This is a genomic window from Palleronia rufa (assembly GCF_000743715.1).
GTDB classification, from domain to species: Bacteria; Pseudomonadota; Alphaproteobacteria; order Rhodobacterales; family Rhodobacteraceae; genus Palleronia; species Palleronia rufa.
The window spans coordinates 1-23,442 of the sequence record NZ_JQEY01000020.1; the positions used below are offsets into that span (position 1 = coordinate 1).

Sequence of the window (23,442 nt, forward strand, 5' to 3'; positions counted from 1 at the left end):
GTGCAACAGAGCCTCAGTTGCTGAAACGGGAGCGGGTCAGACGTCGCACCTATCCGACCAGAGAAGCGGCAAGGCAGGACGTGTTCGAATACATCGAGCTCTTCTACAACCCGAAGCGCAAGCACACGAACAACGGCATGCTGTCGCCCGTTGACTTCGAAATCAGACAGCAGAAACTGAAAGAGGCAGGTGTCTAGGAAACTAGGGGCACCTCAGACGCAACAGGCTCTCGACGAACCCGGTCGTCTGGCGCAACGCCATGCCAAACAGAACCTTCATCGTCAGGCATGTCTGGATGGCGGTATCGCTGTAGGTTGGCTGTCGGCCGCGTTTGCCGGTCGGCGCAGCATCCCAGATCATCTCTGGGTCAAACCAGATCGTCAGCGAGCCACGGCGCTTGAGCGCTTCATTATAGGCCGGCCAGTTCTTGGTCTTGTAGGTTGGCGGTGTGGGTCTGCTCATGTCGTCCAGCTACCACGCTGGACTCACGACATGAATCCCTCACCGGGTTTGTGCAACAGAGCCCGTTGCCAGCCTCAGTTCCGAGGTGCGAACAAAGGTATGGGCAATAATCTTCAAGCCCAGCGCCGTAGCCCTGTCCCCGCTATAGGTGGCTAGGGCTGCAAAGAAGTCGTGCAGTTGATCTTCCTTCAATGCCGCGCGGTGCTGTTGTCGGGGTGCAGACTTCATGGCACCGGCAAGAGGTGCGGCGGGGTCTTGCAGCGCCCAGCCATTCGCCACGGCATAGCGGAACACCAGACTGATCGTCTGCCGGACACGCTTGGCCATTTCCAACGCGTTGCGATCCTCGATCACGCGTAGAAGTGCCAAGATTTCGGCAGGGGTGATCGTGGACACATCCTTACTGCCGATTTTTGGGAATACGTCCGCATCAAGTCGAGACCATATGCGCGCGGCGTAGCCTGATACCCATTGCGCTTCTCTGGCGTTGAACCATGCGCGGGCGGCGTCCTTGAATGTCTTGTCAGGCGCTGCGGCTGCGCCGTCCTTCACGGCAGGGTCAATCCCCGCTGCCAGCTTGTCCTTCAACTCGGCGGCGTTCATCCGGGCAGATGCGAGGGATACATCAGGGTATGAGCCGAAAGCGGCGGTGCGCTGTTTTCCTTCAAACCTGTAGTTCATACGCCATAGCTTTGATCCTGCTGGCGTGACTTGCAGGAACAGTCCGCGCGCGTCCGATAGCTTCTGAACCTTCTCGGCAGGCTTGGCTGCACGGCATTGCGCATCTGTGAGGGGCATGGCGTCGACTCATTTTGTTGGTATCGCGGTGATGATACCAACAAATCATACCAACAAAAGCTGGGACGCATGGGAATTCATTGGGACGCATGGACACGCAAGTAGACTGTAAGTCACTGTTTTTAAGTAACTTGCAGTCTATTTGGGACGTATCGGGATGAATTTTTGGTAGGCCCGGAGGGACTTGAACCCCCAACCAAAGCGTTATGAGCGCTCTGCTCTAACCAATTGAGCTACAGGCCCGCCACGCCCGCGCCATAGCAGACCCGGACGGCACGGAAAAGGCGCCGCGGGCGGAACGGATCGCCGGCCGATGTCTTCGGCGTTGCGACGCGCCCGCGCCTGCGGTAACGCGCCGGTGACCATTCCGGGAGAGAGCGCGATGGCGGACACGCCGAAGGGGATGACCTACGCCGACGCAGGTGTCGACATCGACGCCGGCAGCGCGCTTGTCGAGCGGATCAAGCCCGCCGCCCGCCGCACCCGGCGGCCCGGAACCATGGCGGGCCTGGGCGGCTTCGGGGCGCTCTTCGACGTCAAGGCGGCGGGCTACACGGATCCGGTCCTCGTCGCCGCGACCGATGGGGTGGGGACCAAGCTGCGGCTGGCGATCGACACCGGGGCGGTCTGGGGCGTCGGCATCGACCTGGTCGCCATGTGCGTCAACGACCTTGTGTGCCAGGGCGCGGAACCGCTGTTCTTTCTGGACTATTTCGCCACCGGCAAGCTGCGGATCGACCAGGCGGCCGAGGTGATCGACGGCATCGCCGAAGGGTGCACCCGCGCCGGTTGCGCGCTCATCGGCGGTGAGACGGCAGAGATGCCGGGCATGTATGGCGAAGGCGATTTCGACCTGGCGGGCTTCGCCGTGGGGGCCATGGAGCGCGGCCGCGACTTGCCGCGCGACGTGGCGGAAGGGCATTGCCTGCTGGGGCTGGCCTCGGACGGGATCCATTCCAACGGGTTCTCGCTGGTGCGGCGCATCGTCGATCTGTCGGGGCTGGCGCTGGACGCGGACGCGCCCTTCGCGCCGGGCCGGACCCTTGGCGACGCGCTCCTGACCCCCACCGAGATCTACGTCGATGCGTGCCTGGAATTGCACCGCCAGGGCGCCGCCGCGGCCTTGTGCCATATCACCGGCGGCGGCCTGGCCGAGAATCTGCCACGTGTCCTGCCCGATGGGTTGGGGGTCGAAATCGACCTTTCGGCCTGGGAGCTGCCGGCGGTCTTCGCCTGGCTGGCGCGCACCGGCGGCGTCGCGCTGCCGGAAATGCTTCGGACCTTCAACTGCGGCATCGGGATGGTCGCCGTGGTGGCGCCGGATCGGATCGAGACGGCGTGCCGCATCCTCGACCGTCAGGGCGTCGCCCACACCCGCATCGGCACGGTCGTGGCCGGCGATGGGGTCCGCACCAGCGGCACGCTGGGATGAAACGGGTGGCGATCCTGCTGTCGGGCGGGGGGTCGAACATGGTTGCCCTTGTGCGCAGCATGGCCGGGGACCACCCGGCGCGTCCCTGCCTGGTGCTCTCGAACGATCCGGGCGCGGGCGGGCTGGACCGCGCCCGCGACATGGGCATCGCCACGGCGGCGGTGCCGCACCGCCCCTTCGCCGGCGACCGCGCCGGGTTCGAATCCGCGCTGTCGCGGCCCCTTGAGGCCGCGGCCCCCGACATCCTCTGCCTGGCCGGGTTCATGCGCATCCTGACCCCTGCCTTCATCGAGCGCTGGCGCGGCCGGATCCTCAATATCCACCCGTCCCTCCTGCCGGCCTATCGCGGGCTCGACACCCACGCCCGCGCCCTGGCCGACGGCGCGGCAGAGGCCGGCTGCACCGTCCATGAGGTCACCGCGGCACTCGACGACGGCCCGATCCTGGGCCAGGCGCGCGTTTCGGTGCGCCCGGGTGACACAGCCGCCACCCTGGCCGCGCGCGTCCTGGTCCAGGAGCATCGTCTCTATCCGGCGGTCCTGCGGCGCTTCGCTGCCTGTGACCGCCGCCCGGTCTGGCTCGACGCCACCGATCACGTGGCGGGGTAAGCGCACACATAGGCGGGCTTTTCATCGGCCCGTGCGCGACGTATCACCCCGCCAAGCCATTCCAGGACCGTTGCCGCCGCATGATCACCATCACCGACACCGAAACACTCGCCGCGTTCTGCGACCGGGCCAGGTCTTTCGACTACGTCACCGTCGACACGGAGTTCCTGCGCGAGCGGACCTACTACTCCAAGCTCTGCCTGGTGCAGCTGGCCGTGCCGGGCGACACCGACGACGATGCCGTTCTGGTGGATCCGCTGGCTCAGGGGTTGTCGCTTGATCCGCTCTACGCGCTGTTTCGCGACACGTCGGTGGTCAAGGTGTTTCACGCCGCGCGCCAGGACGTGGAGATCTTCGTTCATGACGGAAAGGTGGTGCCGGACCCGATGTTCGACACCCAGGTCGCGGCCATGGTCTGCGGATTCGGAGAGCAGGTCGGCTATGAGACGCTGGTGCGCAAGATCGCCAAGGCTCAGGTGGACAAGTCCTCGCGGTTCACGGACTGGTCCCGGCGTCCGCTGACCGACGCGCAGAAAAGCTATGCGCTGGCCGACGTCACCCATCTGCGGCCGGTTTACGAACATCTGGCCGCCGAACTTGCCCGCAGCGGGCGCACCGCGTGGGTCGAGGAAGAGATGGCCGTGCTGACCGACCCGGCCACCTACGTCACCCGCCCGGAGGACGCATGGCAGCGCGTCAAGACCCGCACCCAGTCTGGCCGCTTTCTGGCCATCGTCCGGGAACTCGCCGCGTTCCGCGAAAGCTACGCCCAGTCCCGCGACGTTCCGCGCAGCCGGGTGTTCAAGGACGACGCGCTGGTGGAACTGGCGTCTACCAAACCGCAGACCGAAAAGGATCTGGCCGGCTCCCGTCTGCTTTTGCGTGAGGCGCGCCGCGGAGAGATCGCCGAAGGCATCCTGGCGGCGGTCGCCCGCGGTCAGGCCTCCGACCCGGAGAGCCATCCGCCGCTGGACAAGCGCGCCTTCGGCCCGCCGGTCAATCCGGCGCTGGCCGATCTGCTGCGCGTTCTGCTGAAGGCGCGCGCCGAGAGTGCCGGCGTGGCGCAGAAGCTGGTCGCCACCTCTGCCGATCTGGACCTGATCGCGGGCGGCGCCCGCGACCTGCCCGCGCTGACCGGATGGCGCCGCAAGGTGTTCGGCGCCGATGCGCTGAGGCTCATCGCCGGAGAGGTCGGCCTTTACGCCAAGGGACGTGAGGTCGAGGTTTTCGAGATCTGACGCCTCAGCGCTGGACGGAGCGGGCGTTGCTGGCCCCCGACACGCGGATCTCCCGTATTCCGGCCAGTTGCCGGTTCGGCACCGACACGGCCACCGTCACCTCGCGTGAGCGCGGGGTGGAGACGGCGCCGGGCGTCTCCGGCGGAATGGCGCGGAACGTATAGGCCAGCACCCCCGGCGCGCGCTGCGGAGACGGGATCAGCGCGCCGTTCCAGGCGCCCTGAGCGGGGGCGATGCCGGTCGCGCGGATCACGGCGCCCGTGGGCGTCTGCATCACGGTCAGCGTCTCGACACGGTCGATCGGGGGGCGCGCGTCGGCGACCCCGTCAAGGGGCGCCGGGGACGGGGCCGCAAGGTCGCTGGACCGGCCGAACGGGCCGTTGCCGCCAAGGGGTCCGCAGCCGGCCAGCGCGGCGGTGCAGAGAAGTCCGATCAGAACGCGGCCCATGCCAGCCCTCCCCAATGGTCGTTCCCGAACGGCAGTAGCCCATGCGCCGCGCGGTGAAAAGCCGCCTGCGGCGGTTGCCGCGCCCGCCCGCCGCGCCTACGTGCCCACCGTAGCCCGAACGAGAGAGCCCATGGCCAGCCCCGCCTTCGAAGACATCGCGGAGACCTTCGAATTCCTGGACGACTGGGAGGACCGCTATCGCCACGTGATCGAGATGGGCCGTGCGTTGCCACCCATGGACGATGCGCTGAAGGTTCCTGCCACGAAGGTCGACGGCTGTGCCAGCCAGGTCTGGATCATGCCGTCGGTCGACGGCGGCCGGTTCGATTTTCAGGGCGATTCCGATGCGATGATCGTCAAGGGGCTGATCGCGGTGCTCCACGCGCTCTATGCCGGTGCCGCCGTGGAAGAGATCCCGCGGATCGACGCGCGGGCCGAACTGGCGCGCCTGGGGCTGCACGATCACCTCTCCGCACAGCGCTCCAACGGACTGAGGGCGATGGTCGAGCGGATCCGCGCCTCGGCCGGCTGAGCGGGGCTGGGGGGCTGCGACCGGCTGTCCCGCCGGATTGACCGGCCTCTCTGGGGACTTAGATGGCCGGCCATGACAAGGGCCAGTACAGATAATCACCCCAACGCGCCGCGATCCCATGGCCGCTGATAGGGCGCTGGTCGTCGGCGCCTCCGGTGGCATCGGCGCGGCACTGGTCCGGGAACTGACGGGGCGCGGATGTACGGTGGCGACGCTGTCGCGCAGGCAGGACGGGTTCGACATCACGGATGAGGACAGTGTGGCCAGCGCACTCGACGGCATCGGCCCGGTGGATCTGGTCATCGTCGCCACCGGCGCGCTGACCTGCACCCGCGACGCGCCGGAAAAGTCGCTGTCCGACCTCGGGGCGCCGGAACTCATGGCCCAGATCGCGCTGAACGCCCTTGGTCCCGCGCTGGTCCTGAAGCATCTCAAGCCCGCGATCCCTCGCAAGGCACGGTTCGTCTTTGCCGTCCTGTCGGCGCGGGTCGGCTCCATCGGCGACAACGGGCTGGGGGGCTGGTACTCCTACCGGACGTCCAAGGCGGCCCTCAACGCGCTGATCCACGGTGCCGCGGTGGAGCTTGCCCGCACCCACCGGCAGGCCATCGCCATCTGCCTGCATCCCGGCACCGTCTCCACCAGCTTCACCGCGGACTATCCCGAGCACGAGAAGGTCACCCCCGATACGGCCGCCCGCAACCTGATCGACACGATCGGGGGCCTGACCACCCGGGACAGCGGCGGATTTCGCGACTACGCGGGCCGGGAGATCCCCTGGTGAGCCGCCTGATCCTGGTCCTGGGCGACCAGCTCTCCCCCGACATGGCGGCGCTGCGGCGCCATGAGCCGGGCGATCTGGTCGTGATGGCGGAGGTCGGGGATGAGGCGGGGTATGTTCCCCATCATCCCAAGAAGATCGCGTTCCTCTTCGCCGCCATGCGCAAGTTCGCCGACTCATTGCGCCGCGACGGGATCGACGTCGCCTACACCCGGCTCGACGATCCCGACAATGCCGGCTCCATCCCGGGCGAACTCCTGCGGCGCGCAGAGCAGCACGGCACCGATGAGGTCATCGCCACGGAGCCGGGCGAATGGCGGCTGATCCAGGCGCTGGACGATTGTCCCCTCAGGATCACGCAGTTGCAGGATGACCGGTTTCTGGCGTCCCACGCCACGTTCCAGGACTGGGCGGAGGGCCGCAAGGAGCTGCGGATGGAGTGGTTCTACCGCGACATGCGCCGCAAGACGGGGCTGTTGATGGACGGGGACGAGCCTGCGGGCGGCCAGTGGAACTACGACCACGACAACCGCAAGCCCGCCCCGGACGCGGTGGCCTTCAGCGGGCCGATGTCCTTCACCCCCGACGCGGAGGTAGAGGAGGTTCTGGATCTGGTCGCGCGCCGCTTCGACAACAATTTCGGGCAGTTGCGGCCCTTTGCTTTCGCAACGGACCGCGGCCAGGCGCGGCGCGCCCTGACCCATTTCATCACCCATGCCCTGCCGCGGTTCGGCGATTATCAGGACGCGATGTTGGCGGAGAACGGGTTTCTCTATCATGCGGTCGTCTCGATGTATCTCAACGCCGGTCTGCTGACCTGGCAAGAGATCTGCACCGCGGCGGAAGAGGCGTGGCGGGACGGGCATGCGCCGATCAACGCGGTAGAGGGGTTCATCCGCCAGATCATCGGCTGGCGCGAATACATGCGCGGCATCTACTTCCGGGAAGGGCCCGATTACACACGCCGCAACGAGCTGGGCCATTCGCGGTCCCTGCCGTGGTTCTACTGGGGCGGAGAGACGCGGATGCGCTGCGTCTCCCTCACCGTGGCGCAAACCCGGGACGAGGCCTATGCCCACCATATCCAGCGCCTCATGGTCACGGGCAATTTCGCGCTTCTGGCCGGGATCGACCCCTATCAGGTCCATGAATGGTACCTGTCGGTCTATGCCGATGCGTATGAATGGGTAGAGGCGCCCAATGTCATCGGCATGAGCCAGTTCGCCGACGGCGGCATCGTCGGTTCAAAGCCCTATGTCTCATCGGCCAACTATATCGACCGGATGTCGAACTATTGCGGCGATTGCCACTACAGCGCCAAGACCAAGACGGGAGAGGGCGCCTGCCCGTTCAACCTGCTCTACTGGCATTTCCTGAATCGCCACCGCGACCGGTTCGCGCAGAACCCGCGCATGAGCCGGATCTACGCCAACTGGGACCGGATGGACGAAGACCGGCGCCGTACAATCCTGTCGGAGGCGGAAACTTTCCTGAACCGAATGGCCCAGGGCGCCGTTGTCTGATTTCAAAGGCGCGCCGATTCCCTGAGGGGACATGCGATGCCATGAAACCGGCAGAAAAGGGACGGCGATGGATGAGAACGATCTGCGGGACCGCGCGCAGGCGTTGCGGTCGGCCGTGCTCGGCGCGCAGAGCGTCACCGCGGCGATGACGGAATGGTGTGCCGCCCGCGGCATCGGCCAGGTGCCGCTCCGGTCACATGTCCACCTGCGCGCCGATGCCGTGGATCCGCCGACGGAGCCCGCGCTTCTCCTGCGCCCCCATGAGCCGGTCTTTTTCCGGCGCATCACGCTGATGGCCGGATCGGTGCCGCTGCTCGACGCCGACAACTGGTTCGTGCCGACGCGGCTTCCGGAAAGCGCCGTTGCGCTGCTGCTCGAGACCGACACGCCATTCGGGACCGCGCTGGCACCCGGGCGACAGACCCGCAAGACGGTCCGCATCTTCGTGCCGCCCGGCGTCGGAGACCTTGGATGCGGCGCCGAGGAACGCGCGGACGTGCCGTTGCTGACGCTTCGCGGCGTGGCGGAACTGGACGGGCGGCCGGTCTCCTTCGTCGAGGAACGGTTTCACCGGGACGCGCTCGGCTGACGTGCGCCGCGCCTGAGGGGCCGATCATCGCTGCGCGGCGGCGATCCCGCCCCGCCGCCGATCCGGCGGGACGATGCGTGCTGCGGTGCGGGCCGTGCTTCGCCCCTCAGGCCGCGAGCGCGCCGGCCTCCTGCACCGCGCGGGCCGCGATCTCGAACGACGACCTTCGCGCCCGGGAACCGTGAATCGTTCCGGTCAGGATCATCTCGTCCGGGCGGTGCCGTCGCGCAAGGTCGGCCAGGCGGTCGCGGACCTGTGTGGCGGTCCCGGTGGCGCTGATCCGCAGCGCATGGTCCACCGCCCGGAGCATCGGGGCGCCGATGGCTTCCTCGATGTCGTCCACAGGAGCCGGAAGCGGTCCGGGTTGTCCGCTCCTGAGCCGCGCGAAGGCCTGCTGCATGGAGGTGCGCAGCCGCCGCGCCTCGGCGTCCGTCTCTGCGGCGAAGACATTGACCGTGATCATCGCGTAGGGCCGCGCCAGCGTCTCAGACGGGCGGAAGCGCTCTCGGTAGAGGCGCAGCGCGTCCTCCATCGCGTCGGGCGCGAAATGCGATGCGAAGGCATAGGGCAGGCCCAGGTGCGCGGCAAGACTGGCACCGTAAAGGGAAGAGCCAAGGATATGGAGCGGCACGTGGGTGCCCTCACCGGGAAAGGCGCGGACCGCGGCGCCGGCACGTGCCGGGCCCAGCAGACGCTGTAACTCCGCCACGTCGGCGGGAAAATCGTCCTGACCGGGCCGGCGCAGCGCCCGCGCCACGGCCATGTCGCCGCCGGGCGCCCGGCCCAGCCCCAGGTCGATCCGTCCGGGATGGAGCGTGGCCAGGGTGCCGAACGCCTCGGCCACCATCAGGGGCGCGTGGTTCGGCAGCATGATCCCGTCGGCCCCCACCCGGATGGTCCGCGTCGCGGCCGCGATGTGGGCGATCAGAACCGCGGTCGCGGAGGAGGCGATGCCGGGCATGTTGTGGTGTTCCGCCAGCCAGACGCGGTGATAGCCGAGCGCCTCCGCGGCGCGGGCCAGATCGACGCTGTCGGCAAGCGCCTGGGCCGGGGTGGCGCCCTCCGGCACCGGGGCGAGATCGAGCAGGGAATAGCGCATGGGACCGACTCCTTTCCGGTCCATATGGGAACCGCGGCGGTTCCTGAAAAGCACGCGGGCGGCGATGCGCGATCCGGCCGGCGCGACCGCCCATGGCCGAAAACCCCGATGCCGCAGCCGGCCCCAGGTGACGGCGGGACGCCGCGGGGGCCGCGCGCCCCGTTGGCCGGCGCGACCTGTCGTCCGCCAGCTAGGCGCTGCATCGGTGTTGCTGCAGGGCGGGCTCCGGGACACCGCGGGCCCGTGCCGGTCGCCCTGGCGATCGCGCGCGCACCCGGCAGGGTCCGGACGTCGCGGAATTGCCAGGCACTGCCGGGGCCTTGAATGGCAGGCCCGCTCCCGTGCATGGCCTGGCCGGCCCTTGGCGGAACGTTGGGCGGGCGCGGTCCCGCCGCCCAGCCGGTCCCGATCAGCCGCCGGAGGGCGCCGTCAGCGCGCCATCGGTCCAGACCCCGCTGTCCTTTGCGCCGGAGGCGTAGCGGAGCGTTCCCTGACCCTCGCGGACACCATCGGCGAAGAGGCCGGTATAGACATCGCCATTGGCATAGGTCGCCGTTCCTTCGCCCTCGATCCGGCCCTCGACCCAGTTGCCCTCATACGTCGCGCCGTCGGCATAGGTCATCGTCCCCGTGCCGTGGCGCCGGTCGTTCGCGAACCCGCCCGTATAGACCGACCCGTCGGGATAGCTCATCGTGCCGGTGCCCTCCCGGACGCCGCCGACCCAGGTGCCGTCATAGACCGTTCCGTCCTGCAACGTCAGAACGCCCTGGCCCTCGCGCTTGCCGTCCGCAAAGGTGCCCTCATAGGTCGCGCCGTTGGCATGGGTCACCACCCCGTCGCCGGAGATCCGGCCCGCCTTCCACCCGCCCACATAGGTCGTGCCGTCGGCATAGGTGATCTTGCCGCGCCCGGCGGGCAGGTCGTCGCGCAACTGTCCCTCGTAGACGGCGCCGTCGGGATAGACGACCCTGCCGTCGCCTTCGATCCGGCCGGCGACCCAGTCTCCGTCGTAGACATAGCCATCGGGCCGGGTCAGTCTGCCCTTGCCCTCCCGCAGGTCGGCGTTGAAACCGCCGGCATAGGCACCACCGTCGGCATAGTCCATCCGCCCGTCGCCCTGGCGCTGGCCGTCCACGACCGGGCCGCTATAGACATCGCCGGAGGGCAGGGTGAGCGTGCCGGTCCCGGTCATCTTGCCGCCGGACCAGGTGCCTTCGTAGACCAGTCCCCCGGCGGTCTCGCGGCGGCCCTCGCCCTCCTGAACACCGGCCTGCATCGTGCCGGTGTAGGTTGAGCCGTCGGCATAGGTGATCGTGGCCTGTCCGCTCTGAACGCCATCCAGCCATCCGCCTTCGTAGACATAGCCCTGCGCGGTCTCCAGCCGCCCGCGGCCATGCCGGCGGCCGTTGCGGAATTCGCCGTCGTAGCGGGACCCGTCGGGATAGGTCGCGACGCCCTTTCCCTGAATGACGCCGGCTGCCCAGGTCCCCTCGTAGGTTGCGCCGTCGCCGTAGGTGATGCGCCCCTGCCCATCGGGCTTGCCGGAAACGAAGGACCCCTCATAGACCGACCCGTCGGGAAACTGCGCCGTGCCTTCGCCGCGGATCTCGCCCATCACCCAGTCGCCGGAATACTCGTAGCCGTTGGGCAGCTGATATGTGCCGGTGCCGTCCTGCTTGCCGTCGGTGAAGGTGCCTTCGTAGACGCCGCCGTCCTCGTATTGCTTGGTGACGATCTCGCCGTCCTGCGCTTGGGCCGTGCCGGTCAGGGCGATCAGCGCGATGGCGGTGGTTGCTCTCAGCACGCTCGGGTCCTTTGTGTGCGGTCCGTCCGTTCGGCCCAAAGGGTAGCCAGCGGCCCCTATACCCGCAAGAGTTTCGGCGGTCGGTTCCCTTCCCATCCGCGTGGGTTCTGGTAAGTCGCGACTGGGCATGAAGAGGGGCCGCCATGACCGACACGTTTCGCATCACGCTTGCGCAGTTGAACCCGGTGGTGGGCGACCTTCAGGGCAATGCGGCCAAGGTGCGCGCGGCCTGGAAAGAGGCGAGGGCGGCGGGTGCCGGCCTGATCGCCTTTTCGGAGATGTTCATCACCGGCTACCAGATCCAGGACCTGGTGATGAAGCCCGCCTTCGGCCGTGCCGCGATGGAAACGGTCGAATCGCTGGCGCGCGACTGCGCCGATGGGCCGGCGCTGGCGGTCGGCGCGCCCTATGCGTTCGGCGACGCGCTCTATAACGCCTACTGGATCTGCGAGGGCGGGCGCGTAACGGCGCGGGTGCTCAAGCACAGCCTGCCGAACGCCGCGGTCTTCGACGAAAAGCGGATCTACGACGCCGGCGCGATCACCGGGCCCGTGCGCGTGGGGGGGGTTCGCATCGGCTCACCTATCTGCGAGGACGCGTGGCATGAGGACGTGGCCGAGGCGCTGGCCGAATCCGGGGCAGAGATCCTGCTGGTGCCGAACGGCTCTCCGTACCACCGCCAGAAGCATGACCTGCGGCTGGGGCACATGGTCGCGCGCGTGGTCGAGACCGGGCTGCCGCTCCTCTATCTCAACATGGTCGGCGGCCAGGACGATCAGGTGTTCGACGGGGCCAGTTTCGTGCTGAATCCGGGCGGCGCGCTGGCCCACCAGATGGCGTTCTGCGACGAGGAACTGCGGCACGTGGACCTGGAGCGCCGGGGCGACGGCTGGGTGGCGCTGCAGAAACCGCGTCCGCCCCTGCCCGACGAATGGGAGCAGGACTACCGCGTCATGGTCCAGTCGCTCCGGGACTACTGCGGCAAGTCCGGCTTCGGCAAGGTGTTGCTGGGCCTGTCCGGCGGGGTCGACTCGGCCATCGTGGCGGCGATCGCGGCGGACGCCCTTGGCCCCCGGAACGTGCGCTGCGTGATGCTGCCGTCGGAATACACCTCGCAGACCTCTCTGGACGATGCCGCTTCGGTGGCCCGGGCGCTGGGCTGCCGTCTCGACACGGTGTCGATCGAAGGTCCGCGCCGGGCGATGAAAGAGGCGTTGGGACCGCTGTTCGACGGGCTTGCGGAGGACGTCACCGAAGAAAACATCCAGTCCCGCCTGCGCGGTGTGACGCTGATGGCGCTCAGCAACAAGTTCGGTGAGATGCTGCTGACAACCGGCAACAAGTCCGAGGTCGCGGTGGGCTATGCCACGATCTATGGCGACATGGCCGGCGGGTTCAATCCGATCAAGGACATGTACAAGTCCCGCGTCTTTCAGACCTGCCGCTGGCGCAACGCCAACCACAGACCCTGGATGATGGGCCCGGCAGGAGAGATCATCCCGCCCGCCGTGATCGACAAGCCGCCGACGGCGGAGCTGCGGGAGGGGCAGCTCGATGAGGATTCGCTACCGCCCTATGCGGTGCTCGACGACATTCTGGAGCGCCTGATCGACCTGGAGGAAAGCGTCGCCGAAGTCGTCGATGCCGGCCACCCGCGCGACATGGTGAAAAAGGTCGAGGCACTGATCTACGGCAGCGAATACAAGCGCTTCCAGGCCGCGCCCGGCGCGCGCCTCAGTCCGCGCGCCTTCTGGCTGGACCGGCGCTATCCGATCGTGAACCGCTGGCGCGACCCGTCCTGACGCAGGACATGGCCAGTCCGCCTGTCCGGATGCTGTCCTTGCGTCGCCGGCGCGGTTCCCCGGCGCCGTTCGTCTCCTGGACCGGCGAAACGCAGCCCGTCCGTCGCAGGGCGGATGTCTGCCAGAGACGTTCCGTCGGTCCGTCTGCCGTCTGCAATAGTGCGGTGTTGCGAGAGGGTCGGCCGCGCGGCGCGCGCATGGCGGCGGACGACCGATCGCACGCGCGGCCTTTTCGGCCGGACCACGCGGCTGACTTCGACCCAGGCGATCCGTCCCCGGTGCTGTGCGGGCCCGCGCGTTGCGCGCTGGATGCTGCGCAGTGTCGCAGGGCTTTCTCATGGCCGCACGCCCGGCCGTTCTGATCGCGCGTCGCAGGCCGGCCTGTTCCATCGGTCGCCCTTTGCCATGTCCACGAGACGGCCGGAACGGGTCCGGCGGCGCCAGACATATCGCGATCCGTTGGTCTTCGCGGGGTTTCGGAGGCCAGCGCGGATCAGGATGCGGGATTGAGGATCCGTCCCGGCAAGGTGACCTGCATCGTCGCGCCGGGGCCGGGTCGGCGGAGATGGTCCAGCTTTCCGCCGCGACTGGCCAGAAGGCGGATCACCGCGCCCAGGCCGAACCCGCGTGCAGAGAGGTCGGTCCGGGCCTGCATCGCGCGACCCAGCGGATCGGCGTCCTTGGGAAAGCCGGGGCCGTCGTCCGCGACCGTCAGCATCAGCGTTCCCTGCGCGCGATCTTCGGCCAATCCGATGTCGATACGGCCACGCGTGTAGCGCGCTGCATTGTCCATCAGGTTGCGCAAGCTCACCTGCAGGACGACCTCATCGGTTTCGACCAGCGCCTCCGGAGAGGTGATCGCAAGCCGTCCGGCCGGATCGGCGATGGCGGTCAGGTCGCGGCACAGGCGCGACAGGTCCACCCGATCGGGCGGCACGTCGTCCGAACCGTCCTCACCCACCCGCGCCATGAGGTCCCCGAGGGATTTCAGCGACGTGCGGGCGACATCTCCGCACGCCTCGATCATGTCGCGCTTGCCGTCGCCGAGGTCGCTGAACCCATCCAGGACGATGTCGGTCAGGGAAACGACGTTGGCCAGGGGCCCCCGAAGGTCATGGGCCGACAGCGCGGCGAGCGTGCGCACGTCCGACAGGGACTGGGTCCGGTCCGCGATTTCCGAGGCAAGGCGGATCTCCTTGCGCTTGAGATCGGTCACCTCGACCGCGGCGCCCACCAGCCGGTCGGGCCGACGCGCCGTCCCGGGCGCGCGGCTGAGCGTGGTCCTCCACCAGGTCTCGCGCCCGTCGACGGCCAGGAGCTCGTCGTAGCAATAGGGTTCGCTTTGCTGCAGGGCGCGCGCGTAGTTGCCCGCCAGGACCTGGGCGATGCGGGGCGGAAAAACCTCATCTATCGGGGCGCGGGTGACGGCCGCCATGTCCAGGTTGGACACCTTTCGGTAGTGGGCGTTCAGATAGGCGATGCGAAACCGGTCGCGGCCGACGCGGTCGACTACGAAGATCGCGCTGCCGATGAAATCCAGCGTGCTGAAGAATGGATCGACATCGAGGGTCTGACCGTCATACATCCGATACCTCTGCCTGCTGGACGACTGACAGCATGGGCCGGAATGGTTTCATCTCTCTTATCGGATCAGGCCGATTGCCTAAATTCTTACCGATTTCCGGGCTGCCAACGAAAAAGGCCCGCCGGGATGCCGGCGGGCCTGATGGTCGGATCTGATGGTGTTTATTCTCTGTTGCCCATGAAGCTCAGCAGGAACATGAACAGGTTGATGAAGTCGAGATAGAGGTTCAGCGCCCCCATGATCGCCGATTTCGCCAGCCATTCCCGGTCTGCCGACTGCGCATGCTGGATGTAGTCGTTCTTGATCTTCTGGGTGTCGTAGGCGGTCAGTCCCGCGAAGATCAGCACGCCCAGGGCGGATACCGCGAAGGCGATGGCCGGGCTGCCCAGGAAGATATTCACGATGGACGCCACGATCAGACCGATCACGCCCATGATCAGGAACGATCCCCAGCCGGAGATGTCCTTTTTCGTGGTGTAGCCCCAGAGCGACAGTCCCGCGAAGGCGATCGCCGTGATCAGGAAGGTCTGCGCGATCGAGACGCCCGTGTAGACCAGGAAGATGGAGCTGAGCGACAGGCCCATGAGCACCGCGAAGGTGTAAAAGAACAGCTGCGCGCCGGCCGCGGAAATGCGGTTGATGGCCGCCCCAAAGGCGAACACCATGATGAGCGGCGCGAACATGATCAGCCATTTCAGCGGCGAGGCGTAGATCGCCGTGCCGACCTGGGTCAGCTGGCCGGCGTCGTTCACGGCAAGGCCTGAAATCGCCCAGCCCGCGAGGGCGGTGATGATCATGCCCACGGACATGGTGCCGTAGACCTTGTTCATATGGGCCTTAAGGCCCTCATCTATCTGGGCGGTCCGGGTTCCCGTCCCGGCCCGGATCGTCTGATAGTCAGCCATGGATCGCCTCCTAAGGGTAAAGCAGAGGGCCGAACGGACCCTTGGAACGATATATTGGCAATCGCTGCCACCGGTTCAAGATCTAAGGCGCTCCGAGGGGGTCAGATGGTCAGCCGCGCCAGTATTCGGGTACGTCCCAGACCGGGCGCAGGCTCTCGGCCCGCGCCTCAGCCGGGTCGAGCCCCAGATCTTCGAGGCGCCGCGGGCAGAGTTCGGCCAGATGCCGGCGCTGACGGTAGAGCGCCCAGGCACGGAGCAGGATGCTGCGGGGCAGGGGCCGGTAGAGGCGGGCAGGAAGGACATGGGAATAGGTTCGGGACATGGCATCGCTCCGGTTTCGGTGATGCCTGGGTCGCGCTGCATCACTTCTGTTGATATCCGTGCCACGGCACGGTACATCTTGGAAACGAATGTTCCTGACCTTACGCATCAAGGACTGTGATATGCCCCGGAACCTGGACCTGACCGCTCTGCGCTCCTTCGTCACCGTGGCCGATGTCGGCGGTGTCACCCGCGCGGCCGGCCAGCTGCACCTGACCCAGTCGGCGGTGTCGATGCAGCTCAAGCGCCTGGAGGACGGGCTGGATCTGTCACTGATCGACCGTTCGGCCCGCAACGTGCAACTGACGCCCATCGGCGAGCAACTCCTGAGCTACGCGCGCCGGATGCTGGTGTTGAACGACGAGGCCATCGCCAGGCTGACCGGCGACGCCTTCGAGGGCGAGATCACCGTGGGATTGCCCCACGATATCCTCTACCCCGCGATTCCGCCGGTGCTGGCGGCCTTCGCGCAGCTCTACCCGCGGATCCGGGTCCACCTGCAGTCCCACCCGACCCGGATCCTGCGAGAGATGTTCGCGCGCGGCGAATGCGACCTGATCCTGACCACCGAGGAGACCGTGGGCGAGGGGGCGGAGACGCTGGTCCGGGTGCCGCTGGTCTGGGCGGGTGCCGCCGGAGGTGTCGCCTATCGCGCACGGCCCGTGCGCTTCGCGTTCTGCCGCAACTGCATCTTCAGCCCGATCGCGCGGGGGGCGCTGGACCGCGCCGGGATCGATTGGGAGTCGGTCGTGGACGCGGCCAGCGACCGGGCGTCGGAGGCGGCGGTAATGGCCGACCTGGCCGTCTATGTGATCCTGGACGAAACCCTGCCGGCGGGCATCCAGAAGGTGCCGTTCGGCGCCGGCCTGCCGGCCCTGCCGGACCAGAACATCAACCTGTACCGCGCCGGAACGCTTCAGCCGCAGGTGTCGGATGCCCTGGCGGCGCTGCTGCGGCAGAACTACGGCCGGCTCGACCGGCCCCGCATCGCCGCCGAATAACGCGTCAGCGGAAGCGTCGGGCGAGTTCGGCGATATGGGCGGGACCGATCTCGCAGCAGCCGCCCAGCGTCCGCGCACCCAGACCGTGCCAGAGCGCCGCGTGATCGGCATAGGCGGCGGGATCAAGATCCGTTCGGCTGTCGAGCACCTCGACCGTCGCGCCGATGCGGTCGAACTCCGATGAGATTTCCGTAAACCCGTTGGCGTAGGCGCCGAACGGCCGGTTCAGGCCGGCCAGGATGGGCAAGCCCTGGGCAATGGCCTCGGGGGCGGAGCAGTTCAGCAGGACCCGCTCCGGCGCGTGCTTTTCGATCAGCGGTGCGATGGACGCCAGCGGCTCGCCGGAGCGCAGGCGCGTGCCGTCGCTGTCCATGACGCTCAGGGCGATCCACAACGGTTTGCCCGTCACCGACATGCCCATGAGCGCGCCGCGCGCCTGATCGACGGAGGACATCGTCTCGGCCAGATGGAAATCGACCAGCGGCGCATTGAGCCGGGCCAGACCGGCATAGATCGCGGCGGCCTCGTCGGCCGGGGGCGCCAGATCGGGGCGGTAGGAAAAGCCCAAGGGGCCGAGCGCGCCGGCCACCGCTCCGCGTCCGGCGGCATCGCGTGCCTCCGCGGCGATCCGGCAGGCGGCCAGTGTCAGCACCTCCAGGGCGTCTGCCATGTCATGGGCGGCCAGCCGGTCGGGCAGCAGGGCATAGGTGTTCGCGGTCGCGATATCTGCGCCTGCGGCAAAGAAATCGTCATGCACCGCGCGAACAAGCTCCGGCGCGTCCACAAGCGCCTGAACCGACCAGAGCGACGTGGCCCGGCCGGCGCGGGCGACCAGTTCCTGGCCCAGCCCGCCGTCCAATATGGTGACCGCATCGCGTTGCGCCGCGCGGGTCATGTCATGGTCACGACGACCTTGCCGGTCGATCGCCGCCCGGCAAGAAAGTCCAGCCCCTCCTGCGCGCGGTCGAGCGGGAAGGTGTCGCTCACATGCGGAGAGAGCCTGCCGGCCACGTACCATTCCATGAGCTCGGCAAGGCTGTCGGTCAGGACCTCCGGCGCGAACTGTCCGTAGCCGCCCCAGTAGAAGCCGATCGCCTCGACGTTCTTCACCAGCAGGTGGTTGGCCGCCAGTGTCGGCACGTCGCCGCTGGCGAAGCCGACGATCAGCAGCCGCGCCTCCGGGCGGCAAGCGCGCAGCGCGGCGGCCGTCAGATCGCCCCCGACCGCGTCATAGACCACGTCGGCGCCGCCCAGGTCCTTCAGCGCCGCGCGCAGGTCGGTCGTCTCGCTGTCGATGAGGTGATGCGCCCCGGCCCGCCGGGCGACCTCCAGCTTGTCTGCGCCGCGCGCCACGGCCACCACCTCGGCCCCCAGGGCGGCGCCGATCTCTACCGCCGTCAGTCCGACGCCGCCGGCCGCGCCGAGAACCACGAGCCGCTCGCCGTCCCGCAGCCGGGCGCGGCGGGTCAGGCCCAGGTGGGAGGTGCCGTAGGCGACCATGAACCCTGCGGCGATCTCGAACGGCATGGCATCTGGCAGCGCGACCGCGTCATCGGCGCGGAACACGCCGTAATCCGCCAGCCCGCCGTGGCCGGCATGGACCGCCACGCGCTGTCCAACCTTTAGCCGTTCCACACCGTCGCCGAGAGCCTCCACCGTTCCCGCAGGCTCCATCCCCAGGGTCGCTGGCAGGGGCGGGATCGCCTGATATGTACCTTTGATCGACAGCAGGTCGGCGAAATTCAGCCCACAGGCGGCGATCCGGACCAGGATCTCGCCCCGGCCGGGGGAGGGCCGGTCGATCTGGTCGAGACGCGGTGGGCTGTCGTGATCGTGGATTCGAAAGGCGCGCATGGCGGATTCCTGTGTGAAACGGGGAATTTGGGGGCATACATCCCACCAAAGCGGGAGGCTGGGCAAGATCAATGCCCCGGCCGATCAGGGCACCTGACCCTTTGGACCTATCCGGAAAGACAAGTTGTCGGTTTGCGAGAAAACGGCGATCTACACTCAACTTTAGGAATTTAAGGAGATTTGAGAAATGAAGCACCCCGTGGACGTTCATGTCGGATCCCGCGTCCGGCAGCGGCGGTGGATGCTGGGCATGACCCAGCAGCAGCTGGCTGAGAAGGTGGGTATCAAGTTTCAGCAGATCCAGAAATACGAAACCGGCATGAACCGGGTCAGCGCGTCCCGCCTCTGGGACATCTCAGAGGCCCTCGACGCGCCGGTGTCGTTCTTCTTCGAAGGCCTCGAGGGCGAGCATTCGGAGCAGGAAAAGGATGCGGCCGTCGTCGGTGACATTTTCGCCGACCGCGAAGCCCTTGAACTCGTGCGATCCTATTACGCGATCCCCGAGGTCCAGCGCCGCCGCCTGTTCGAACTTGCCCGCGTGCTGTCCGACGCCGCCTGAAAGGGTCCGGTTGCAGGAGGATGCGAGCGGACTTGACGCTGGCATCCCGTTTACCTAGCCGGGACGATAGAACCGCGGAAAGTTTTCGATGCCCCGCCTGTCGTCCGCCCTTGCCGCAGAGCTTGCAGGTACAGCGCATGCGCTGGCCGATGCGGCGCGACCCGAAACCATGCGACATTTCCGCATCGGGACGGCGGCATACAACAAGCGCGCCGACGGGTTCGACCCGGTCACGGAAGGCGACCGGGCGGCGGAACGCGCCATGCGGGCGGTTCTGGCCATCCGCCGTCCCGACGACGCAATTCTCGGGGAGGAATTCGGAGCCTCTGCGGGATCGACCGGCCTGACCTGGGTGCTCGACCCGATCGACGGGACCCGGGCCTATCTGGCCGGAGCGCCCAGCTGGGGCGTTCTGGTGGCGGTCTCCGACGCCGATGGGCCGATCCTGGGCCTCATCGACCAGCCCCATATCCAGGAGCGGTTCTACGGCGGACCGGATGGCGCCCGCTACACGGGTCCGACCGGCGCCCGCGATATCCGCGTGGCTCCGGACCGGCCCCTGTCCGATGCCATCCTGATGACCACCGTTCCCGAAGTGGGCACCGCGGCGGAGCGCGACGCCTTCGCGCGCGTCTCGGCAGAGGTCCGGCTGACCCGCTACGGGCTCGACTGCTACGCCTATGCGCTGCTGGCCATGGGGCAGGTCGACCTCGTGATCGAAGCCGGACTCCAGCCCTACGACATCCAGGGGCCCATGGCGGTGATCCACGCCGCGGGCGGCATTGTCACCGACTGGACGGGGGGGCCGGCCCGCGATGGCGGACGTGTGATCGCGGCGTCCGGTCCCGCGCTCCATCGCGCGGCGATGGCGCATCTGGCGGGCGAATGAGCGATGTCCTGATCCGCGGTGCGCGTCTGATCCTGACCATGGACGACGAGCGGCGCGAACTGGCGGGGGCGGACCTGCGGCTGCGCGGCGGCATCGTGGCCGAGATCGGGACCGGTCTGCCGCCCGAAGGCGCCGAGGTGGTCGACGCGGGCGGATGCCTCGTGACCCCCGGGCTGGTCAATACGCATCACCACCTCTTCCAGACCCTGACCCGTGCAGTCCCGGCGGCCCAGGATGCGTCTCTTTTCGGCTGGCTGCGGACGCTCTATCCGATCTGGGCGCGCATGGGGCCAGAGCATGTCCGCGTCTCCGCCATGACCGGGCTGGCGGAGCTGGCGCTCTCGGGTTGCAGCCTGAGCGCGGATCATCTCTACCTCTATCCCGGCGGCGCGCGGCTTGACGACACCATCGACGCGGCGCGTGCGATCGGACTGCGGTTCCACGCCACCCGCGGCGCCATGTCCATCGGCGAATCCCGCGGCGGCCTGCCCCCCGATACGCTGGTCGAGAAGGAGGGGCCGATCCTGGACGACTGCCTCCGGGTGATCGACGCGTTCCATGACCGTTACCCCGGCGCGATGGTGCAGGTCGGCGTGGCCCCGTGCTCGCCGTTCTCGGTCAGCCGGGAGTTGATGCGCGACGCCGCGATCCTGGCGCGCGACAAGGGCGTGATGCTGCACACGCATCTGGCAGAGAACGAAGAGGACGTTGCCTTTTCGCTCGCCACCTTCGGCTGCCGTCCGGGGCAATATGCCGAAGAGCTGGGCTGGGTGGGCGACGATGTGTGGCATGCCCATTGCGTGAAGCTGAACCCGGCCGAGATCGACCTTTTCGCAGCCACTCGCACCGGCGTCGCCCATTGTCCCTGTTCGAACTGCAGGCTCGGCTCCGGCATCGCGCCGGTCCGGGACATGCTTCGGGCCGGGGTCCCTGTCGGGCTGGGCGTGGACGGTTCCGCCTCCAACGACGCAGGCTCCCTGGCGGAAGAGGCCCGCTTGGCGATGCTGCTTCAGCGCGTGCGGTCCGGGACCGATGCCCTGTCGGCCCGCGGAGCGCTGGAACTGGCGACCCGCGGCGGCGCGGCCATCCTTGGGCGTGGGGCGGAGTGCGGTCAGCTGGCGCCGGGCTTCCGCGCCGACGTGGCGCTGTGGGATCTGACCGGGGTGGAGTCGGCGGGCTCATGGGATCCGGCGGCGATCCTGCTGGCCGGTCCGCGCCGCGTTCGGCACCTTTTCGTCGAAGGCCGCCAGATCGTGCGCGACCATGCGCTCACTACCGCCGATCTGCCGAAACTTCTTGAGGAGCACGGAAACCTTTTGGAAACACTCGTCGGATAACACCCATCCAGGACAAGTATGGGTTGCGTGTACGATGAACTATTTCCTTGCGGTACGTGTTTCGATCCTCTTTCTGGCTCTCGCGCCGGTTGCAAGCCACGCGGATCCGGTCTGGACCGTGGCCCAGGCGGCCCCGCAGGGGAACGTCGCCCAGGCGATCAACGCCCTGCGCAGATCGTCGGGCGCCAGTCCGATCCAACGCTCGGCACGGGCCGACGCGGCGGCGCGCCGTCACGCGGCGGACATGGCACGCAACAACTTTTTCGACCATCGCGGGACGGACGGCTCGACCCACACGACGCGGCTGCGCGCCGCGGGCTGCCGCGGCGGGGCGGAGAACATCGCCTACGGCCCCTATACCGGTGAGAGCGTGGTTGCGGCCTGGATCGACTCTCCCAGCCACCGGCGGAACATCACCCTTCCCGCCGTGCGCAGCTTCGGTCTGGCACAGGTCGGGAACAAATGGGTCATGGTGCTCTCGGCAGGGTGCTGAGCGCTGCGGCGTTTTCCAGCGTTCGATCCCGACCGGAACCGGCGCGCTTCACGCCCGCGACCCAGACGGCCCGGATCGCGCGATCGTCGCCCATCATGATGGTCGGGAACAGGGCTTCCCAGATATTCCCGGCGCGTTCGGTCCGCTGGGCGATGGCAGGGACCGACGCCAGGTCCAGCGCCACCAGATCCGCCATCGACCCCGGCGCCAGCGTTCCGATCCGGTCCTCCATCCTGAGCGCGCGGGCGGATCCCTCGGTCGCGAGCCATAGCAGCTGGGCCGGGTGCAGCGCCGTTCCCGCAAGCTGGCCGATCTCATAGGCCGCGGCCATGGTGCGCAGCATCGAGAACGATGACCCGCCGCCGGTATCGGTCGCCAGCCCCGCCCGGATGCCGTCGGCGCGGGTGCGGGCCGCGTCGAACAGCCCTGAGCCGATGAAGGTGTTCGATGTCGGGCAATGCACCACGGCCGCACCGCTTTCGGCCAGCCGCGCCCGTTCTCGCGCAGTCAGATGGATGGCGTGGCCGAAGAGCGCGCCGGGTCCGACAAGCCCATGTGCCTCGTATGTGGACAGGTAATCCGCCGCGCCGGGGTGGAGCGCGCGGACCCAGGCCAGTTCATCGATCTGTTCGGACAGGTGCGTCTGCATGGGGCAGTCCGGGTGTTCGGCCCAGAGCGCGCCCAGCGCCTCCAACTGGTCGGGCGTCGAGGTGGGGGTGAACCGCGGGGTGATCGCATAGACCGCGCGGCCGCGCCGGTGCCAGTCCGCCAGAAGCCGCGCGCTGTCGTCATGGGCGCTCTGCGCGGTGTCGCGCAGGGCGTCCGGCGCGTTGCGGTCCATGCAGGTCTTGCCCGCGACCACGGCCATGCCCCGCGCCTCTGCCGCCTCGAACAGCGCCTCGACGCTGCCGGGGTGGATCGTGCAGAAGCTGGCCAGCGTGGTGGTTCCGTTGGCCAGGGCCAGGTCCAGCGTCAGCGCCGCCTGCTGCCGGGCATAGGCGGGATCGGCAAACCGCGCCTCTTCCGGGAAGGTATACGTCTCCAGCCAGTCGATCAGCCGCTTGCCCCAGGAGGCGATCATGCCGGTCTGCGGATAATGCATGTGGGCGTCCACGAAGCCCGGCAACAGCAGCGCGTCGCCCATATGGTCGCGGGTGGCGCCGGGTGCCAGGCGCGCGATCTCGTCCACCGGACCGGCCGCGCGGATCGTGCCGCCCTCCACCAGGACGGCGCCGTGGGCGTCGAAGGTGGCGCAGGCTTCCGGCGGAGCGGCGAACGGATCGGCGGTAAAGCGCAGGAGCCGCCCGGTGATGAGATGTGCCATGGTCCGCCTCCGCTGCCGCCTTTCGTCTAGCATCGCGGGCCGGACGCCGGAACCCGCC

The 23,442-nt window shown here is 68.0% G+C and carries 24 protein-coding genes, 1 tRNA gene and 1 pseudogene; 14 read left to right on the forward strand and 12 right to left on the reverse strand.

Translation table 11 applies throughout. The annotated features are described in order from the left end of the window. Positions 1-197 (forward strand): IS3 family transposase (locus KW83_RS17000; RefSeq protein WP_036181346.1); only part of this gene is annotated, 197 nt, incomplete at its 5' end. Between the two features lie 16 nt (positions 198-213). On the opposite strand, the pseudogene KW83_RS17005 reads toward KW83_RS17000, so the two are convergent. The 3 genes and pseudogenes from KW83_RS17005 to KW83_RS17015 form a co-directional block, all read right to left on the reverse strand. Then, positions 214-462, reverse strand: a pseudogene (locus KW83_RS17005) (IS5/IS1182 family transposase); the annotation flags it as partial. A 39-nt stretch (positions 463-501) separates the two neighbouring features. Beyond that, positions 502-1,260 carry a tyrosine-type recombinase/integrase gene (locus tag KW83_RS17010; protein WP_081904675.1) on the reverse strand — a complete coding sequence of 253 codons (759 nt, stop codon included), beginning with the start codon at positions 1,258-1,260 and terminating at the stop codon, positions 502-504. A gap of 166 nt (positions 1,261-1,426) precedes the next feature. Then, positions 1,427-1,503, reverse strand: a tRNA-Ile gene (locus tag KW83_RS17015). A gap of 139 nt (positions 1,504-1,642) precedes the next feature. Between KW83_RS17015 and purM the strand changes: the two genes are divergently transcribed. The 3 genes from purM to rnd all read left to right on the forward strand — a co-directional run bounded on the left by purM (position 1,643) and on the right by rnd (position 4,538). Beyond that, entirely contained in the window at positions 1,643-2,692 is a 1,050-nt protein-coding gene (gene purM, locus KW83_RS17020; RefSeq protein ID WP_036181348.1) for a phosphoribosylformylglycinamidine cyclo-ligase, read from the forward strand. Beyond that, positions 2,689-3,300 (forward strand): phosphoribosylglycinamide formyltransferase, encoded by a 612-nt coding sequence (gene purN, locus KW83_RS17025; protein WP_036181350.1) that lies wholly within the window; start codon positions 2,689-2,691, stop codon positions 3,298-3,300. The genes purM and purN overlap by 4 nt, the downstream gene beginning before the upstream one ends. A gap of 80 nt (positions 3,301-3,380) precedes the next feature. Further along, the gene (gene rnd, locus KW83_RS17030) at positions 3,381-4,538 is read left to right on the forward strand and encodes a ribonuclease D (RefSeq protein ID WP_036181361.1); all 1,158 of its coding nucleotides are present in this window, start codon (positions 3,381-3,383) and stop codon (positions 4,536-4,538) included. Between the two features lie 4 nt (positions 4,539-4,542). Here rnd and KW83_RS20755 read toward each other — a convergent pair whose 3' ends face one another. Next, positions 4,543-4,986 (reverse strand): hypothetical protein, encoded by a 444-nt coding sequence (locus tag KW83_RS20755; RefSeq protein WP_036181363.1) that lies wholly within the window; start codon positions 4,984-4,986, stop codon positions 4,543-4,545. A gap of 130 nt (positions 4,987-5,116) precedes the next feature. Between KW83_RS20755 and KW83_RS17040 the strand changes: the two genes are divergently transcribed. From KW83_RS17040 to KW83_RS19380, 4 genes are all read left to right on the forward strand, one after another. Continuing rightward, on the forward strand, positions 5,117-5,518 hold the full coding sequence (locus tag KW83_RS17040; protein WP_036181365.1) for a SufE family protein: 402 nt from the start codon (positions 5,117-5,119) through the stop codon (positions 5,516-5,518). Between the two features lie 118 nt (positions 5,519-5,636). Next, complete coding sequence (locus KW83_RS17045) at positions 5,637-6,302, forward strand: SDR family NAD(P)-dependent oxidoreductase (protein WP_036181367.1); 666 nt, start codon at positions 5,637-5,639, stop codon at positions 6,300-6,302. Further along, positions 6,296-7,822: a cryptochrome/photolyase family protein gene (locus KW83_RS17050; RefSeq protein WP_036181369.1), complete on the forward strand. Its 1,527-nt coding sequence runs from the start codon at positions 6,296-6,298 to the stop codon at positions 7,820-7,822. The genes KW83_RS17045 and KW83_RS17050 overlap by 7 nt, the downstream gene beginning before the upstream one ends. Before the next feature lie 67 nt (positions 7,823-7,889). Beyond that, positions 7,890-8,411 carry a hypothetical protein gene (locus KW83_RS19380; RefSeq protein ID WP_051928616.1) on the forward strand — a complete coding sequence of 174 codons (522 nt, stop codon included), beginning with the start codon at positions 7,890-7,892 and terminating at the stop codon, positions 8,409-8,411. A gap of 106 nt (positions 8,412-8,517) precedes the next feature. On the opposite strand, the gene KW83_RS17060 is transcribed toward KW83_RS19380, so the two are convergent. Together KW83_RS17060 and KW83_RS17065 are read right to left on the reverse strand one after the other, a co-directional pair. Beyond that, positions 8,518-9,510, reverse strand: coding sequence for an LLM class flavin-dependent oxidoreductase (locus tag KW83_RS17060; RefSeq protein WP_036181371.1), 993 nt, complete (start codon positions 9,508-9,510; stop codon positions 8,518-8,520). A gap of 409 nt (positions 9,511-9,919) precedes the next feature. After that, positions 9,920-11,314: an MORN repeat-containing protein gene (locus KW83_RS17065; RefSeq protein WP_051928617.1), complete on the reverse strand. Its 1,395-nt coding sequence runs from the start codon at positions 11,312-11,314 to the stop codon at positions 9,920-9,922. A 143-nt stretch (positions 11,315-11,457) separates the two neighbouring features. On the opposite strand from KW83_RS17065, the gene KW83_RS17070 reads away from it, so the two are divergent. Beyond that, a complete protein-coding gene (locus tag KW83_RS17070; protein WP_036181373.1) occupies positions 11,458-13,116 on the forward strand; it encodes an NAD+ synthase in 1,659 nt (552 codons plus the stop codon). 493 nt (positions 13,117-13,609) lie between these two features. Here the strand turns inward: KW83_RS17070 and KW83_RS17075 are convergent, their stop codons facing one another. From KW83_RS17075 to KW83_RS17085, 3 genes are all read right to left on the reverse strand, one after another. Continuing rightward, complete coding sequence (locus KW83_RS17075; RefSeq protein ID WP_036181375.1) at positions 13,610-14,701, reverse strand: sensor histidine kinase; 1,092 nt, start codon at positions 14,699-14,701, stop codon at positions 13,610-13,612. A 161-nt stretch (positions 14,702-14,862) separates the two neighbouring features. Next, complete coding sequence (locus KW83_RS17080) at positions 14,863-15,606, reverse strand: Bax inhibitor-1/YccA family protein (protein ID WP_036181377.1); 744 nt, start codon at positions 15,604-15,606, stop codon at positions 14,863-14,865. Between the two features lie 109 nt (positions 15,607-15,715). Further along, the gene (locus tag KW83_RS17085) at positions 15,716-15,928 is read right to left on the reverse strand and encodes a DUF1127 domain-containing protein (RefSeq protein ID WP_036181379.1); all 213 of its coding nucleotides are present in this window, start codon (positions 15,926-15,928) and stop codon (positions 15,716-15,718) included. Between the two features lie 121 nt (positions 15,929-16,049). On the opposite strand from KW83_RS17085, the gene KW83_RS17090 reads away from it, so the two are divergent. Beyond that, positions 16,050-16,928 carry a LysR family transcriptional regulator gene (locus tag KW83_RS17090; protein WP_036181380.1) on the forward strand — a complete coding sequence of 293 codons (879 nt, stop codon included), beginning with the start codon at positions 16,050-16,052 and terminating at the stop codon, positions 16,926-16,928. Between the two features lie 4 nt (positions 16,929-16,932). Here the strand turns inward: KW83_RS17090 and KW83_RS17095 are convergent, their stop codons facing one another. Both KW83_RS17095 and KW83_RS17100 read right to left on the reverse strand, forming a co-directional pair. Beyond that, complete coding sequence (locus KW83_RS17095) at positions 16,933-17,823, reverse strand: homocysteine S-methyltransferase family protein (protein ID WP_036181382.1); 891 nt, start codon at positions 17,821-17,823, stop codon at positions 16,933-16,935. Continuing rightward, positions 17,820-18,782 (reverse strand): NADPH:quinone oxidoreductase family protein, encoded by a 963-nt coding sequence (locus tag KW83_RS17100; protein ID WP_036181384.1) that lies wholly within the window; start codon positions 18,780-18,782, stop codon positions 17,820-17,822. The genes KW83_RS17095 and KW83_RS17100 overlap by 4 nt, the downstream gene beginning before the upstream one ends. Before the next feature lie 187 nt (positions 18,783-18,969). Here KW83_RS17100 and KW83_RS17105 point away from each other — a divergent pair, with 187 nt between their 5' ends. The 4 genes from KW83_RS17105 (at position 18,970) to KW83_RS17120 (ending at position 22,060) form a co-directional block, all read left to right on the forward strand. Then, entirely contained in the window at positions 18,970-19,341 is a 372-nt protein-coding gene (locus KW83_RS17105; protein ID WP_036181386.1) for a helix-turn-helix domain-containing protein, read from the forward strand. 88 nt (positions 19,342-19,429) lie between these two features. Beyond that, positions 19,430-20,230, forward strand: coding sequence for an inositol monophosphatase family protein (locus KW83_RS17110; RefSeq protein ID WP_036181388.1), 801 nt, complete (start codon positions 19,430-19,432; stop codon positions 20,228-20,230). Beyond that, complete coding sequence (locus KW83_RS17115; protein WP_036181390.1) at positions 20,227-21,567, forward strand: 8-oxoguanine deaminase; 1,341 nt, start codon at positions 20,227-20,229, stop codon at positions 21,565-21,567. Before KW83_RS17110 ends, KW83_RS17115 begins: the two co-directional genes overlap by 4 nt. A 34-nt stretch (positions 21,568-21,601) precedes the next feature. Continuing rightward, a complete protein-coding gene (locus KW83_RS17120) occupies positions 21,602-22,060 on the forward strand; it encodes a CAP domain-containing protein (protein WP_051928618.1) in 459 nt (152 codons plus the stop codon). Here KW83_RS17120 and guaD read toward each other — a convergent pair. Then, on the reverse strand, positions 22,035-23,384 hold the full coding sequence (gene guaD / locus KW83_RS17125) for a guanine deaminase (RefSeq protein ID WP_051928619.1): 1,350 nt from the start codon (positions 23,382-23,384) through the stop codon (positions 22,035-22,037). The two genes, KW83_RS17120 and guaD, sit on opposite strands and share 26 nt — an antisense overlap. Between the last annotated feature and the right edge of the window lie 58 nt (positions 23,385-23,442).